Origin of the sequence: Sphingomonas sp. T1, assembly GCF_902506585.1 — a bacterium.
Lineage (GTDB): Bacteria > Pseudomonadota > Alphaproteobacteria > Sphingomonadales > Sphingomonadaceae > Sphingomonas > Sphingomonas aerolata.
On the sequence record NZ_LR733875.1, the window covers coordinates 3,325,916 to 3,339,556 of the forward strand.

Sequence of the window (13,641 nt, forward strand, 5' to 3'; positions counted from 1 at the left end):
CCCTATGCGTTTCGTTTCGATCCTGGGACCGAGCAGATCAGGTCGTCGAGCCGTTCAGCTTGGTCGAGACGTTGTTGAACGTCTTGTTCAGGCTGCCACCCAGGCCCTGCATTGCGGCGATGGCTGCGACGGCGATCAGCGCGGCGATCAGGCCGTACTCGATTGCGGTTGCGCCCTTGGTGTTCTTGAAAATCTTCCGAAGCGTCTGCATTCCGGTCTCCATCGTTAAAAGCATCAGTCACCCGGCCGCCCGGGGCTACACCGGATCAGCAATTCCGTGACTAGACGTGACCCATTGAGAAAAGCTTAAACGGGCGGATTTTTGCTATGGTTAGCGCGCGTTAGCTACTCGGTTGTGCAGCATGCTCCAGAGCGCCGTAGTGCCATCAGCAAGATAGACGAGTCCGGCAATCATGCCGAGAACGACGAGCGCAAGAATAAGGCCGTATTCGACTGCGGTAGCGCCGCGCCGGTCGGTGATGAGCGCGGCCGCAGCGGCGCGGATCTTGCGACGCATGGTCTTTACGACGATCAGCTTCGGCTTCATGGCATGCCCTATACAGCGCGGAGATTAACGAATGACCAAAGTCGCTTACTTGTTGCCGGTCGTCGCCGCCGCGCTGGTCGATGCGGACGGCCGCGTCCTGCTACAGCAGCGCCCCGAGGGCCGCTCGCTTGCAGGTCTGTGGGAGTTTCCGGGCGGCAAGGTCGAGCCAGGCGAAACGCCCGAAGCCGCCTTGATCCGCGAGTTGGAAGAGGAACTGGCGATCACCGTGCCGCAGGCCTGCCTTGCCCCCGCCGCCTTCGCCAGTGCGCCGCTCGACGACCGGCATCTGCTCCTGCTTCTCTATATCACGCGCAAATGGACCGGCGTGCCGCGCGCGCTCGAGGCATCCGCGTTGCGCTGGGTCCGCCCGGCGGACATGCACGACCTGCCGATGCCACCTGCCGACCGGCCGTTGATCGGACTGCTCGACGCCTTGTTGTGAGCTCACCTCCGGCGTTTCGGCGCCAAAGGGCAGACGGCGTCAGTCGATCCGGTACTGGATCGGTTTGAACGCACCGCCATTGGACTGGAGCGCGGAACAGGCGGTCAAGCCGATGATCAGGTCCATCTCTGCGCGGAACGTGACGGTGTCGCCGGCGCGGCTGAGGGGTGGTTCGACCGTGAACGCCCCCGTCGTGCCATCGATCGGCACGTTCATGAAGCAGTTGAACGCGACCGGGATCGCATCCGGCTCGATACCATAAGGCGCGAGGGCGGCCGCGAGATTGCCGAAGCAGCCCCGGTGCGGATCGGTGTCGCCGTAGATGATCGCGAAGGTTTCCTTCGAACACGGCGTCAGCAGGAAATCATGCCGGCCGACATCGTCGGCGATGATGTCGAGCATCACGGTGCTGCGGTTCGAATAGAGCCGGTCGCCCGTGGTGAGATAGAGCCGGCTGGCATAGTCCAGCGTCCGCCCCGACGAAATCACCTCGCGCGTGTCGGCGCAGCTATAAGCCAGAAGATCGGCGACCTGCCGGCCCTCGGGATCGATCACGGTCAGCGTCTGGCCGCGATCGAGCATGAAGGCTGTCCCCGACCGGGGGCTGATCGTCTCAACCATGTGCACTGCTCCGCTTGAACGGGCATTTCCAGGAATCATCGACGACCCGCCCGCTATACTGGCGTGCCTCGCTCGATTCGCCGTGGCGCGCAAGCATCGGGTTCATCGACCCCGCCAGCTCGAGATCGCGCGCCAGGATCGACGTGCGCAGCTTGTCGTAACGCTGTTGCGTCCGGAGCACCTCGAACTGATCGTGGAGGTTGAACACCATCGCCGGCGCCTCGAAACGACGCGCGGGACGACTGGCCTGCGGATGCAGGCCGACGACGAAAAATGCCTCGCCGGAAAAGCTCAGCGAAAAATGCGGATCATCGGGATCGGCGCTGACCGATGGATCGGGACGATGACCAAGCCACGCATCCTTGTCGCTCAGCGACTGGGCCCGGGCCCAGAGGTGCGCTTCAAATTCCTCTTCGCTCAGGTGCGTGGCACTGTCGGCCGGACCTTCGAACAGCACCACGAGCGTCCGGAAGATCGCGCGGTCCTCATGATATTTTCGAACCGTGTCGCCCAACATGGGCAGGATGCGCAGGTCGTCCCATGCCGATCGAAGGTCGCGCGCGACGATGATGTCCATCTGCCCCTTCGCCAGCGCCGACTTGGCGCCGACACACGGGAAGGCAGTGTCCTTGATCGTCACGATGAACGCGCGTGCGAGCGGATGGTCGTTTTGGGATTGCGGCTGATACATGGTCGACGAGGAACAGATGGCCGGCGGCTTTGTTTCGCCTTCGACGCGATTGACTCATCTCGATCAATATGAATCCGCTGATGAGCGCGTCACGTGCGCGGTATTGCGGTGGGGAAACAGGCATGCTGACGGAAAAATTTTTGCTGGGCCGAGGCCGCGAGGACCTGAGCGCACAGGAAAAGCAGATCCTGGAAGACAGCGTCGCCGAGGTAAGGTCGCTGCCGCCGCGTCATCGCCTCGTGCGTGCCGGCCAGCCCGTCCAGACGAGCACGCTGCTGCTCGAAGGGTTCATCTGCCGTTACATGGATGATCGGGATGGTCTGCGGCAGCTCGTCGCCGTCCATATCCCGGGGGATTTTGTCGATCTTCACGCCTTCCCGATGAAGCGGCTGGATCATGACGTCGCCACATTGGGGCCGGTAAAGGTCGCGACGTTCGATCATGCGACGCTGAAGACGATTACGGAACGGCATCCGCATCTGACGCAGCGGCTCTGGTTCAGCACGCTGCTGGATGCGGCGATGCACCGCGAATGGATTTTCCGGATGGGGCGGCTCGGCGCCGAGGGCCGCGTGGCGCATCTGTTCTGCGAGATCTACGCACGATTGGCGATGGTCGGCTTGGCGAAGGACGGCTGCTACACGCTGCCGATGACCCAGCCCGATCTGGCGGAGGCCTGCGGCATCACCGGTGTCCACGTCAATCGTGTGCTGCGCTTGCTGCGAGAGCGCAAGCTGGTGACATTCCGGGCAAATACCGTCGAGATCATGGATCCAGCCGGGCTGGCGAGTGTTGGGGAATTTCATCCCGACTATCTTTACGGGACGAGCGCCACCCCCGCCGGAGCCTTTGCATGAACGACAGGTTGAAGCCGGAGGACGAGCCGGGCGTAGCGGCGGCCGAGCAGGGGCAGGTGACGCTTGATGGACCCAATGGCCTGGCAATCGCGATGACGCCCGCGGCGGCGGCCGAAACGGGCCGCCGGCTGATCGAGGCGGCACGTCTAGCTGAACAGCAGACCCCGCCTTCAAACGCTATGGATGGGCATTCAGAGGCGTCTGACGACGTCTAGTCCCGGGCAGCCTGACCGGTCCTTCGGCGCCTTGGACACGGCCTGCCAGCGCGGGCCGGGGGGTGCCGCCGCGGCACGCGGGGTTCCGCATCTGCACATTGTCTCTATGATGGCGTCAACATCGTCCGGGAGAACCATGTGCATTTTCTACCCCTCGCAATCAGTGCAGCCGCATTGATGGCGTCAGCATCTACCATGGCGCAGACCGCGGTCGCGCCCTCCGCCAATCCGCTGCTTGCCGACTGGACCGGCCCCGCAGGCGGGGTGCCGCCCTGGGACAAGGTCCGCCCCGAACTGTTCCCGCAGGCGTTCGAGACGACGCTGGCGGAGCGCACCGCCGAATATCGCAAGATCGCCGATAACCCGGCCAAGCCGACCTTCGCGAACACGATCGTGCCGATGCAGCTTGCGGGCAAGCGCTACGGGCAGGTGATGACGCTGTTCGGCGTGATGACGGGCAACATGAATACGCCCGCCTATCAGAAGCTCGACCGCGAATGGTCGCCCAAATTTTCCGCCGCGTCGGATGCGATCACGTTCGACAAGCCGTTGTTTGCGCGGATCCAGGCGATCTACGACGCGCGCAATTCGAGCGGGCTGGACGCGCAGCAGATCCGGCTCGTGACGCGGATCTATGACAGCTATGTGCGCCAGGGCGCGAAACTGAACGATGCCCAGAAGGCGCAGCTTTCTCAGTATAACCAGCAGCTCGCGACGCAGTTCTCGACCTTTGGCGAGAAGTTGCTCGCCGACGAGAGCAAGGCGATCTCGGTCACCGACGAAGCGCAGCTGGCCGGGCTTCCCGACAGCGTGAAGGCGGTCGCCAAGGCCGCGGCGGCCGAGCGCAAGCTGCCGGGCTTCGCGATCGTCAACACGCGCAGCGCGGTCGATCCGGTGCTGACCTACGCGACCGACCGCGCGCTGCGTGAGAAGGTGTGGCGCGCGTTCGTCAATCGCGGCGATAACGGCGATGCCAACGACACGAACGCGACGATCGCGCAGATCGTCAAGCTGCGTGCCGACCGCGCGCATCTGCTCGGGTTCAAGACGCATGCCGACTGGCGGATGCAGGACACGATGGCCAAGACGCCCGCCGCGGCGATGGACCTGATGATGCGCGTCTGGCCCGCCGCCAAGGGGCGCGTCGCCGAAGAGGTCGCCGACATGCAGAAGATCGCCGGCGCGTCGCTGACGATCGAGCCCTGGGATTACCGCTTCTATCAGGAGAAGGTCCGCAAGAGCCGCTACGATCTCGACCAGGCGCAGCTCAAGCCGTATTTCGAGCTCGGCAACATCATCCAGGGATCGCTTTACGCCGCCAACCGGCTGTACGGGCTGAACTTCAAGGAGATCACCGGCACGGTGCCGGTGTTCGAGCCGAACATGCGTGTGTGGAGCGTGACGGACAAGACCGGCAAGGATGTCGGGCTGTTCTACCGCGACGATTTCGCGCGGACCGGCAAGCGCTCGGGCGCCTGGGCGAACACCTATCGCGGGCAGCGCGGGCTTGCCCCGGCGCAGCTGGTGCTGTCGTCGAACAACAATAACTTCGCCAAGGGCGCACCCGGCGAGCCGATCCTGATCAGCCTCGACGATGCGCAGACGCTGTTCCACGAATTCGGCCATGCGATCCACGCGATGCTGCAGAACGTCCAGTATCCGGGCCTTGCAGGGACGCCGCGCGACTTCGTCGAATATCCGAGCCAGGTGAACGAGCATTGGCTGCTCACCCGCGACGTGCTCGACAAATATGCGCGGCATTACCAGACCAAGGCGGCGATGCCGCAGGATCTGCTCGACAAGATCGAGAAGTCACGGACGTTCAACCAGGGTTTCGCCACCGCGGAATATCTGTCGTCGGCAATCGTCGACATGAAGATACACACCGTGGCCAATGGCGTGATCGACCCGGACAAGTTCGAGGCGGCGACGCTCGCCGAAATCGGCATGCCGAAGCAGCTGGTGATGCGGCACCGCGTGCCGCAGTTCCAGCATCTGTTCTCGTCCGACAGTTATTCAGCGGGCTATTACAGCTATCTCTGGTCCGAGACGATGGACGCGGACACGTTCGCTGCGTTCGAGGAGGCGGGCAGCCCCTGGGACAAGCCGACCGCGGACAAGTTCGCCAGGCTCCTGCTGTCGACGGGTAACGAGACCGATCGCGCGGAGGCGTACCGCGCCTTTCGCGGTCGCGACCCGGATGTGAACGCGTTGCTCAAGAAGCGCGGCTTTGCCCCAACCCAAGCCGCACAGGACGCGAAATAATGGCCCCCGATCAGAAGACACGCCTGAAAGCGATCATCGGCGGATCGACCGGCAATCTCGTCGAATGGTTCGACTGGTACGTCTATTCCGCCTTCACGCTCTACTTCGCGCCGCACTTCTTCCCCTCAACCGACCGCACGGCGCAGCTGCTGAGCGCGGCGGCGATCTTTGCCGTCGGCTTCCTGATGCGGCCGATCGGCGCGTGGATCATGGGGGTCTATTCGGATCGCCACGGCCGCAAGGCGGGGCTGACCGTCGCGGTGACGCTGATGTGCGCAGGCTCGCTGATCATCGCATGCACGCCGGGATACGAGACGATTGGCGTGTTCGCGCCGATCATGCTGGTGATCGCACGCCTGATGCAGGGGTTGTCGGTCGGCGGTGAATATGGCGCGTCGGCGACCTATCTGACCGAAATGGCGGGCAAGGATCGCCGCGGCTTCTTCTCATCGTTCCAGTATGTCACGCTGATCTCGGGCCAGTTGCTCGCGATCTGCGTGCTGCTGGTGCTCCAATCGACGATGAGCGAGGCGGCACTCGATTCCTGGGGCTGGCGCATTCCGTTCGCGATCGGTGCGGTCCTGGCCGTGGTCGTGTTCTATATTCGTCGCGGGCTGGCCGAAACGCAGAGCTTCGAGAATGCCAAGTCCGAGGCGGGCGACGGCAAGCCCAAGTCGGGCTTCCTCCAGCTGATCACCAAGCATCCGCGCGAGACGATGACGGTGATGCTGCTGACCGCAGGCGGTACGCTCGCCTTCTACGCCTACTCGATCTACATGCAGAAGTTCCTGGTGAACACGAGCGGTTTCAGCCGCGAAGTGGCGAGCCAGATCAATGCCGCGACGCTGTTCGTGTTCATGCTGCTCCAGCCGATCGCGGGCGGGTTGTCGGATCGGGTCGGCCGCAAGCCGCTCATGATCGCGTTCGGTATTGCGGGCGTGCTGTTCACCTATCCGATCTTCACCGCGCTCGAGACCGCGACCAACCCGCTCTATGCCGGGTTGCTGGTGATGGCGGCGCTGCTGATCGTGACGGGCTACACCTCGATCAACGCAGTCGTGAAGGCTGAGTTATTCCCTGCGCATATCCGTGCGCTGGGTGTGGCCTTGCCCTATGCGCTCGCCAACACGCTGTTCGGCGGGACCGCCGAATATGTCGCGCTCAAGTTCAAGGATTCCGGGTTCGAGCGCGGCTTCTACTGGTATGTGACCGGGATGATCGCGGTGTCGCTGATCGTGTATCTGCGGATGAAGGATACGCGGACCAACAGCCAGATCGTCGAGGACTAGGCGAGCATTGTCCCCCTCTCCGGTGGGGAGGGGGAAGACCGGTCAGCGCGGGAGTTCGATGATCGCGTCCAGGCCGCCGCCCGTGCGGTTGACGAGGCGGATCTCGCCGCCGGCCTCGCGGATGATCGCGCGGGCGAGCGCGAGGCCCAGTCCGATGCCACCGGTTTCGCGATTGCGTGACGTCTCCAGCCGGGTGAACGCATCGAACACGTCGCCCATGCGATCCTCGGGGATCCCGGGTCCCTGATCGGCGACGACGATCGCGACGCGGCGCGCATCCGCCTCGACGCGGACCTCCGCCGACACACCATATTTGACCGCATTTTCGATCAGGTTGCGAACTGCACGTCGGATCAGCGAGGGGCGCAAGTGCATCCGCAGCCGCCCCGCCTCGACGAACGTCACATTGTCACCGATATCGCGGAAATCCTCGACCACCGCGTCGACCAGCGCCGCCAGATCGACATCGGTCGGCGGCTCGCTCGGACGGCCGAGCCGGGCGAGCGACAGGATGTCGTCGAGCGTGCGGTTCATCTCGGCGATCGTGTCCGCCATCCGCGTGCGATCGGTGTCGTCCTCGACCGATTCGATACGGACACGCAGTGCTGCCAGCGGCGTGCGCAGGTCATGGCCGATCGCACCGAGCATCCGATCCTTCTCGTCGAGCATCGCGGTGACGCGCAGCCGCAGCGCGTTGAAGGCGCCGACCAGCGCGGCGACGTCGTCGGGGCCGCGAACCGACAGCGCGATACCCGGCTCGCCCGGCCGGAACGACTCCGCCGCGGCGCGCAGATCGCGCAACGGGCGCGACATCCGCCGGACGATCCACAGCACCGGCAACAGCACGATGACGTACAGGATCGCGGTCTGGCTCAACAGTGCGAACAGCAGCCGCCAACCCGGCTGCGGCCACGGCGCGGTGATCGCCAGCCACCCGCGGCCCGGCTGTTCGACCGCGATCACCAGCGTGGGGCCCTGCAGGTCGCCCCGCCGGTCGGCGTTGCGACGACCCTCCCGCCGCCGGGACCCGGCATCGTCGTCGGAAACCGGGCGCAGACCGGTATCGATCCGGCCCACCGTCAGCCCTTGGTCGGCAAGCTGGCGACGGAGTTCCGCCGCGACCTCCGGATGCCGCTGATAGGCGAAGGGGGCGAGCGGATTGGCGGTGAGGCGACGGACCCGGCCGCGGTCGGCGGTCAGCGGCCGCCCGGCATGCGCCTCGCGTTCGAGCGCATCGGCAATCCGCGTCGCCACCGGTCGCGTGGCCTGGGCGAGACGGAATTCGGTCCGGTCGCGAAGGATGAGCCCGAAATTGATCGCCTGCGCGACGAACAGGGCGAGTGCGATGAGCAGCGCCATCTGCCCTGCCAGACTGCGCGGCCAGGGCCGGGACGCCGTCACGGGTGCGCGATCACAGACGGATGACCTCGGCCGCCAGCGTATAGCCGCCGCCCCAGACCGTCTTGATAAGTTCGGGCGTCTTGGCATCCGCCTCGATCTTGCGACGCAGCCGGCTGACCTGGTTGTCGATCGCGCGATCGAACGCGGCGGCCTCGCGCCCCTGGGTCAGATCGAGCAGCTGGTCGCGGGTCAGGACCTGGCGCGGTCGCGTGACGAGCGCGAGCAGCAGGTTGTACTCGCCGGTCGACAACGGCACCGACACGCCTTCACGGTCGACCAGCGCGCGTTCGCCCGATTTCAGAACCCAGCCGGCAAAGGCGTAGGAATTGGCCTCGGGCGCATGCTGACGTGCGCCGCCCGCGGTGGCGCGGCGCAGGACGACCTTCACCCGCGTCGCGAGTTCGCGCGGCGAGAAAGGCTTCACGACATAATCGTCGGCGCCCATTTCCAGCCCGACGATCCGGTCGGTTTCCTCCGCGCGCGCGGTGAGCAGGATGACCGGCACGTCGCTGGTCGCGGCGATGTGGCGGCACAGGCTCAGCCCGTCCTCGCCCGGCATCATGATGTCGAGGATGACGAGGTCGATCGCATAGGCGGTCAGCCGCGTCCGCGCGGCTTCCGCGTCGCCCGCCTGCGTGACGCGAAATCCCTGCTTCGTCAGATAGGCGGCCAGTGGCTCGCGGATCGAACGCTCGTCATCGACGAGCAACAGATGCGGCATGTCTCCCATGGGGGCGACGTCTAGCATGGTGCGTGTCCAAAGGAAGCGCCGGACGATCGCAGACCGTCCGGCGCGCAGGGGCAGGGGGGCAGATTACTGATCGGTGTCGCCGCCAGCCCGGTCCATCCGGTGCCCGCGACCATGGCGCATCGCACGGCGATCCGGCCGCTCGCTCGCGTCGAGCTGTCCGTCACGATTGGCGTCCATCCGGTCGAAACGCTGCCCGGCACGGTCGATGAATTCGGCGCGTGTGAGCACGCCGTCACCGCCGCCGCGCCTGCCGCGCATCATCTGGCCCTTCCTGCCGTCCGCCATGCCTGCGCGCTCGGGCGGGAGCGTCTTGCCGCGTGCCGCCATCCGGGCCTCGCGACGATCGCGCATCGCTTCGCGTGCCGCCTGGCGTTCGGCCGCCGTCACGATGCCGTCGCCGTCGGCGTCCAATCGGGCGAACTGGGCCTCGGCCTGCGCGACGACTTCGGCGCGGGTGAGGACGCCGTCGCGATCGGTGTCGGCCTGCATCATCGGCCCGCCGCGCATCCGGCCTGCGCGCTGCGGGCCGGGACCGCGCGGGCGCGCTTCGGGCGCCGCCTGCGCCTGGCCGGCGATGGTCGTCTGCAGCGCGGCGCGATTGGCGGCGCTGGTGGCGGCGGCGTCGGCGCGGTCGGCGGGGGCGGACTGTGCGCCGCATGCCGTGGCGGCAAAGCTGCTGGCAGTCAGCGCCAGCGTGAGCAGGGTCTTGCGCATCGCGTATCTCCGGTCGGACGGGGCTGATCCCCATCGAATGTCCCGGTTATGATGGTCTGCTGTCGCGACGCTTTGTCAGGTGACGGATAAACTGTCGCAATCTGTATCGTGCACGTCACATTCGCGCGCGGCCGACCTGACGTGGCCGTCAGGCGAAGATCGCGACGCTCTGCATCTGTTCGGCGATCGGCAGGCCTTGCGCGTTCCAGATCGCCATCGACTGGCTCGAACTGCCGTCGCGGACATAGTCGGTCGTCGCGCGCAACAGCCACCAGCCATTTTGCGTCACCGGTTGCGGGCCGAGAATGTTGAGCAGCCAGGTCATCGAGCTGAGCGGTGCCGGCCCGCCGAGCAGCTTGAGCGCGGAAGGTGGCAGGCAGTCGGCGACCGCGATCAGTTCGACCATCGGATCGATGCCGTCGCGATCCGCCAGCCGGACCCAGCGCAACCATTCGGCGGGGCCGACGCTGTCGTCGCGCCGGTCGAGCAGATCGAAATTGCGCGAGAAGGCGACCGCGCTGTGGCCGCGATAGGTCGCGGTGTCGGCGTCGGGTACCGCGAAGGCGGGCGCGGTGCCGGTGTGGTGGTCGACGCGCGAGGCGATCGGCCCCATGAAGACGAAGGTGGCGCGCAGCCCGAGCCCTGCCGCGCTTTCGACGTCCGCCTGGACGAACGCGGCATTGCGGCCGCGTCTTAGCCGCGTCGCGCGGATGACGATGTCGCCTGACAGCGGCCCGATGAACGAGACTTGCGCCGACCGGAGCGGTGGCAGGTCGGTGTCCGACATTTGCGCGGCATGCAGCGCGAGCGCGGCCGAGAACCCGCCATAGGCGGTGCGCCCCTGCAGCCAATTGTCCGGCACGGTCCCGCGCCAGCCGCCCTCGGTCGGTTGCAGCGCGTCGATCGCCTGTCGGAGACTGGTCATGCCGGCGTGCCCGTCAGCCGGTCGCGCAGTTCGCGTTTGAGCACCTTGCCGATCGCGCTGCGGGGAAGTTCGCTGGTCGGATGGATGCCCGACAGGCGCTGGGTCTTGCCGAGCTGCGCGTTGGTCCATGCCAGGATATCCGCCGGGTTAGCCTCGGGCGAGCGAGGGACGATGACCGCAACCGGCGTCTCGCCCCAGCTCTCCGACGGCATGCCGATGACCGCGCAATCGGCGACGTCGGGATGCTGCCCAAGCACCGCCTCGAGGTCGGAGGGGTAGATGTTGAACCCGCCCGAGATGATCAGGTCCTTCTTGCGATCCATCAGGATCAGGAAGCCGTCCTCGTCGAACCGACCGACATCGCCGTGGCGGATATAGCGGTTGCCCTCGGCATCATGCCATTCGGCGTCGCGCGTCGCAGCGCTGCGGCCGTGATAGCCGTTCATCATTGCGGGCGAGCGGCCGACAACCTCGCCCATTTCGCCCGGCGGCACCTCGACGCCGTCGTCGTCGATCAGGCGGATCTCGTGCCCCGGCATCGGCTGACCCACGCTGTGCAGCTTGGTCGGATGCGCGGTCGCGTTGAGCGCGCAGCTCGCTCCGCCTTCGGTCATGCCGTAGAACTCGAGGAGCAACCCTGGCCAGCGTGCGACGACGTCGGCCTTCAGCGCGGCGGAGAAGGGCGCGCTGGTGCTCGTCTTGAAGCGGAACGCCGACAGGTCGAACGCGTCGAAATTGGGGAGCGCCATGATCCGCTGATACTGGACCGGGACGAGCATCGTGTGCGTCGCGCGGTAGCGCTCGGCGAGCGTCAGATAACCGCGCGCGTCGAACTTGCCCATCAGCACGACGCTGCCGCCCCAGCCGAGCGTCGGCAGGACGCTGACCAGCGTGGTGTTCGAATAGAGCGGCGTCGCGATCATCGTGACCGCAGTGTCGAACCCTGCGGCGCTGTTGCGCGCGATATGCGCCCAGCGCATCGCATGGCTCTGGACGATCCCCTTGGGCGTGCCGGTCGTGCCCGACGAGTAGATGATGTTGAACGCATCGCCAGGCGCGATCGCCACGGGCGTGGGGCGTGCGGCATCGGGTGCGAGCCAGCTCTCCAACAGCTCGGCGTCGCCGGACGGCCCCTGGGGCGGCAGGTGGGCATCCGACATCAGCAGGGTCCGCGCGGTGATGCGTTCGTCGGCCAGAGCCTGCGCCATGGCCTCGTCCAGCACGACGATCGGCGCGCCGCTGTCCGCGATCATCGCCGCGATCGCTGCGGGAGTCGCCGACGGCGCGATCGGGGTCGCAACACAGCCGGCCCGTACCGCGCCAAGGAAAACACAAAGATAGCTGGTCGACGGTGCGGCAACGATCGCGATCGCCTGTCCCGCGGCGATGCCGTCGCGTTGCAGCGCTGCCGCGACACGGTCCATCGTCCGGTCGAGCGTCGCATAGTCGATACTGCCCTGTGAATCCGCGATGGCGGTCGATGATCCGCGTTCGCGGGCATGCGCGCGGATCAGATCCGGCAGGGTCGCGAAGTCGGTAGCGAGCAAATCGGAGGCGATCGTCATATCCGCGTGGCTAGGCGAAGTGCGCGTCGAATGCCATACGCGATATTCGAAAAGGCGACTCGCAAAAGGATCAGCTGATGTTGTTCTACGACAGTGCCTCGCCGGCGCCCAACCCGCGCCGCGTCCGGATCTTCCTTGCCGAAAAGCAGGTGCGCATTCCGATGGTGCAGGTGTCGATACCAAAGGCGGAGCACAAGGCGGCGCCGTTCCTCGCGGTGAACCCCTATGGCCGGACGCCTGCGCTGGCGTTCGACGATGGCCGCGTGCTGACCGAGAGCGTCGCGATCTGTCGATATTTCGAGGCCCTGCATCCGGAGCCGCCGCTTTTCGGGCACGGCGCGCACAATATCGCCGAGGTGGACATGTGGACGCGGCGGGTCGAATTGCGGCTGATGACGCCGCTGTCGCTGGTGTGGCAGCATACGCATCCCTGGACGGCGCGGATCGTGAAGCCGCAATATACCGAATTCGGCGAAACCCAGAGGCCGCGTGTCCGGGCGGCCATGGCGGAGTTCGACGCTGCGCTGGCGGACACCGAATGGCTCGATGGGGTGCGCTATACCATTGCCGACATCGTCCTGCTGACGACGATCGATTTCGCCGGTTTCGTCGGCATTCCCATCCCGGACGAGTTGGAGCATCTCAGGGCCTGGCACGACCGCGCGTCGGCCCGTCCGAGCGCAGAGGCCTAGCGCCGCTGGCGTCCCGGGTCTTGGCCCCGGCCTCGTGCTTCGGACCGGCCCGACGTGGTCGGAGGGCTCTCATGTTGGCATCCCCGACTTTAGTCCGGCATCCGCGACGGCGCCCGAACTTCCCTTTGCATCCCCCGGCGAATCATGCCAATAGCTGCCCATACCTGATGTTCAGTTTCGGAAAGAGACGGACTTAGGGTGGTTGAGCCTCGCAGCACTCGCGCAGTGCTCGGTATCGACAGGCAGGCAGTCCAACAGGTCGCCGCCTTGACGAGTTTGGAGAGGGGATAAGGCGGAAGGACGGCAAGGCCGTACCTTCCGCCGTCCTTCCTGAAACCCCAGCATCAGCGAGCATTGTGCGACCTGGCCTGACGTCGCGTGCGCTGCCCCGTTTTGCGTCATCATCGGCGTGATCTGATTGCGGCGCTTGAAGGCCGGCGGCGGCTGGTTTCCTTAGGGTCGGACCGCTGCGGCAAAGGCCCTCTCCCCGGGGCCACATTATCGCAAGATCGAAAAATGGTTCTGGCCGATCCGGAACTGGCGAAAGCCGTCTACATGACAGTATTGGCAGGAATTAGTGGCAATATGCTACGATTTTCCCGCTTGACGCGTAAGGCGTAGAAGAATCTATTCGATGATGCGGTACGGGCCAAAGTGCTTCGGCCG

General features: G+C 65.8%; 15 protein-coding genes. 6 read left to right on the forward strand and 9 right to left on the reverse strand.

Annotation, left to right across the window (positions count from 1 at the left end; translation table 11 throughout):
• Positions 1-37 precede the first annotated feature (37 nt).
• Positions 38-211 carry a Flp family type IVb pilin gene (locus GV027_RS15150; protein WP_031396231.1) on the reverse strand — a complete coding sequence of 58 codons (174 nt, stop codon included), beginning with the start codon at positions 209-211 and terminating at the stop codon, positions 38-40.
• A 120-nt stretch (positions 212-331) separates the two neighbouring features.
• The gene (locus GV027_RS15155; RefSeq protein ID WP_443029542.1) at positions 332-547 is read right to left on the reverse strand and encodes a Flp family type IVb pilin; all 216 of its coding nucleotides are present in this window, start codon (positions 545-547) and stop codon (positions 332-334) included.
• 31 nt (positions 548-578) lie between these two features.
• Here GV027_RS15155 and GV027_RS15160 point away from each other — a divergent pair, with 31 nt between their 5' ends.
• Positions 579-989 carry a (deoxy)nucleoside triphosphate pyrophosphohydrolase gene (locus tag GV027_RS15160; RefSeq protein WP_037529009.1) on the forward strand — a complete coding sequence of 137 codons (411 nt, stop codon included), beginning with the start codon at positions 579-581 and terminating at the stop codon, positions 987-989.
• A 39-nt stretch (positions 990-1,028) separates the two neighbouring features.
• Here the strand turns inward: GV027_RS15160 and GV027_RS15165 are convergent, their stop codons facing one another.
• The gene (locus GV027_RS15165; protein ID WP_159512367.1) at positions 1,029-1,610 is read right to left on the reverse strand and encodes a DUF1989 domain-containing protein; all 582 of its coding nucleotides are present in this window, start codon (positions 1,608-1,610) and stop codon (positions 1,029-1,031) included.
• The gene (gntA, locus tag GV027_RS15170; protein ID WP_159512368.1) at positions 1,603-2,301 is read right to left on the reverse strand and encodes a guanitoxin biosynthesis heme-dependent pre-guanitoxin N-hydroxylase GntA; all 699 of its coding nucleotides are present in this window, start codon (positions 2,299-2,301) and stop codon (positions 1,603-1,605) included. The genes GV027_RS15165 and gntA overlap by 8 nt, the downstream gene beginning before the upstream one ends.
• A 122-nt stretch (positions 2,302-2,423) precedes the next feature.
• Here gntA and GV027_RS15175 point away from each other — a divergent pair, with 122 nt between their 5' ends.
• From GV027_RS15175 to GV027_RS15190, 4 genes are all read left to right on the forward strand, one after another.
• Positions 2,424-3,158 (forward strand): Crp/Fnr family transcriptional regulator, encoded by a 735-nt coding sequence (locus GV027_RS15175; protein ID WP_159512959.1) that lies wholly within the window; start codon positions 2,424-2,426, stop codon positions 3,156-3,158.
• The gene (locus tag GV027_RS15180; RefSeq protein WP_159512369.1) at positions 3,155-3,373 is read left to right on the forward strand and encodes a hypothetical protein; all 219 of its coding nucleotides are present in this window, start codon (positions 3,155-3,157) and stop codon (positions 3,371-3,373) included. Before GV027_RS15175 ends, GV027_RS15180 begins: the two co-directional genes overlap by 4 nt.
• A gap of 195 nt (positions 3,374-3,568) precedes the next feature.
• The gene (locus tag GV027_RS15185; RefSeq protein ID WP_236559251.1) at positions 3,569-5,638 is read left to right on the forward strand and encodes a M3 family metallopeptidase; all 2,070 of its coding nucleotides are present in this window, start codon (positions 3,569-3,571) and stop codon (positions 5,636-5,638) included.
• On the forward strand, positions 5,638-6,927 hold the full coding sequence (locus tag GV027_RS15190) for an MFS transporter (RefSeq protein WP_159512370.1): 1,290 nt from the start codon (positions 5,638-5,640) through the stop codon (positions 6,925-6,927). Before GV027_RS15185 ends, GV027_RS15190 begins: the two co-directional genes overlap by 1 nt.
• 42 nt (positions 6,928-6,969) lie before the next feature.
• Here the strand turns inward: GV027_RS15190 and GV027_RS15195 are convergent, their stop codons facing one another.
• From GV027_RS15195 to GV027_RS15215, 5 genes are all read right to left on the reverse strand, one after another.
• Positions 6,970-8,286 (reverse strand): sensor histidine kinase, encoded by a 1,317-nt coding sequence (locus GV027_RS15195; protein ID WP_159512961.1) that lies wholly within the window; start codon positions 8,284-8,286, stop codon positions 6,970-6,972.
• A gap of 52 nt (positions 8,287-8,338) precedes the next feature.
• Positions 8,339-9,058 (reverse strand): response regulator, encoded by a 720-nt coding sequence (locus GV027_RS15200; protein WP_031395033.1) that lies wholly within the window; start codon positions 9,056-9,058, stop codon positions 8,339-8,341.
• An 84-nt stretch (positions 9,059-9,142) separates the two neighbouring features.
• Complete coding sequence (locus GV027_RS15205; protein ID WP_159512371.1) at positions 9,143-9,793, reverse strand: hypothetical protein; 651 nt, start codon at positions 9,791-9,793, stop codon at positions 9,143-9,145.
• Positions 9,794-9,941: 148 nt separating this feature from the next.
• Positions 9,942-10,718: a thioesterase family protein gene (locus GV027_RS15210; protein ID WP_159512372.1), complete on the reverse strand. Its 777-nt coding sequence runs from the start codon at positions 10,716-10,718 to the stop codon at positions 9,942-9,944.
• Complete coding sequence (locus GV027_RS15215) at positions 10,715-12,283, reverse strand: class I adenylate-forming enzyme family protein (RefSeq protein ID WP_159512373.1); 1,569 nt, start codon at positions 12,281-12,283, stop codon at positions 10,715-10,717. Before GV027_RS15215 ends, GV027_RS15210 begins: the two co-directional genes overlap by 4 nt.
• A gap of 77 nt (positions 12,284-12,360) precedes the next feature.
• On the opposite strand from GV027_RS15215, the gene GV027_RS15220 reads away from it, so the two are divergent.
• Positions 12,361-12,975: a glutathione S-transferase family protein gene (locus GV027_RS15220; RefSeq protein ID WP_159512374.1), complete on the forward strand. Its 615-nt coding sequence runs from the start codon at positions 12,361-12,363 to the stop codon at positions 12,973-12,975.
• Positions 12,976-13,641: the final 666 nt, after the last annotated feature.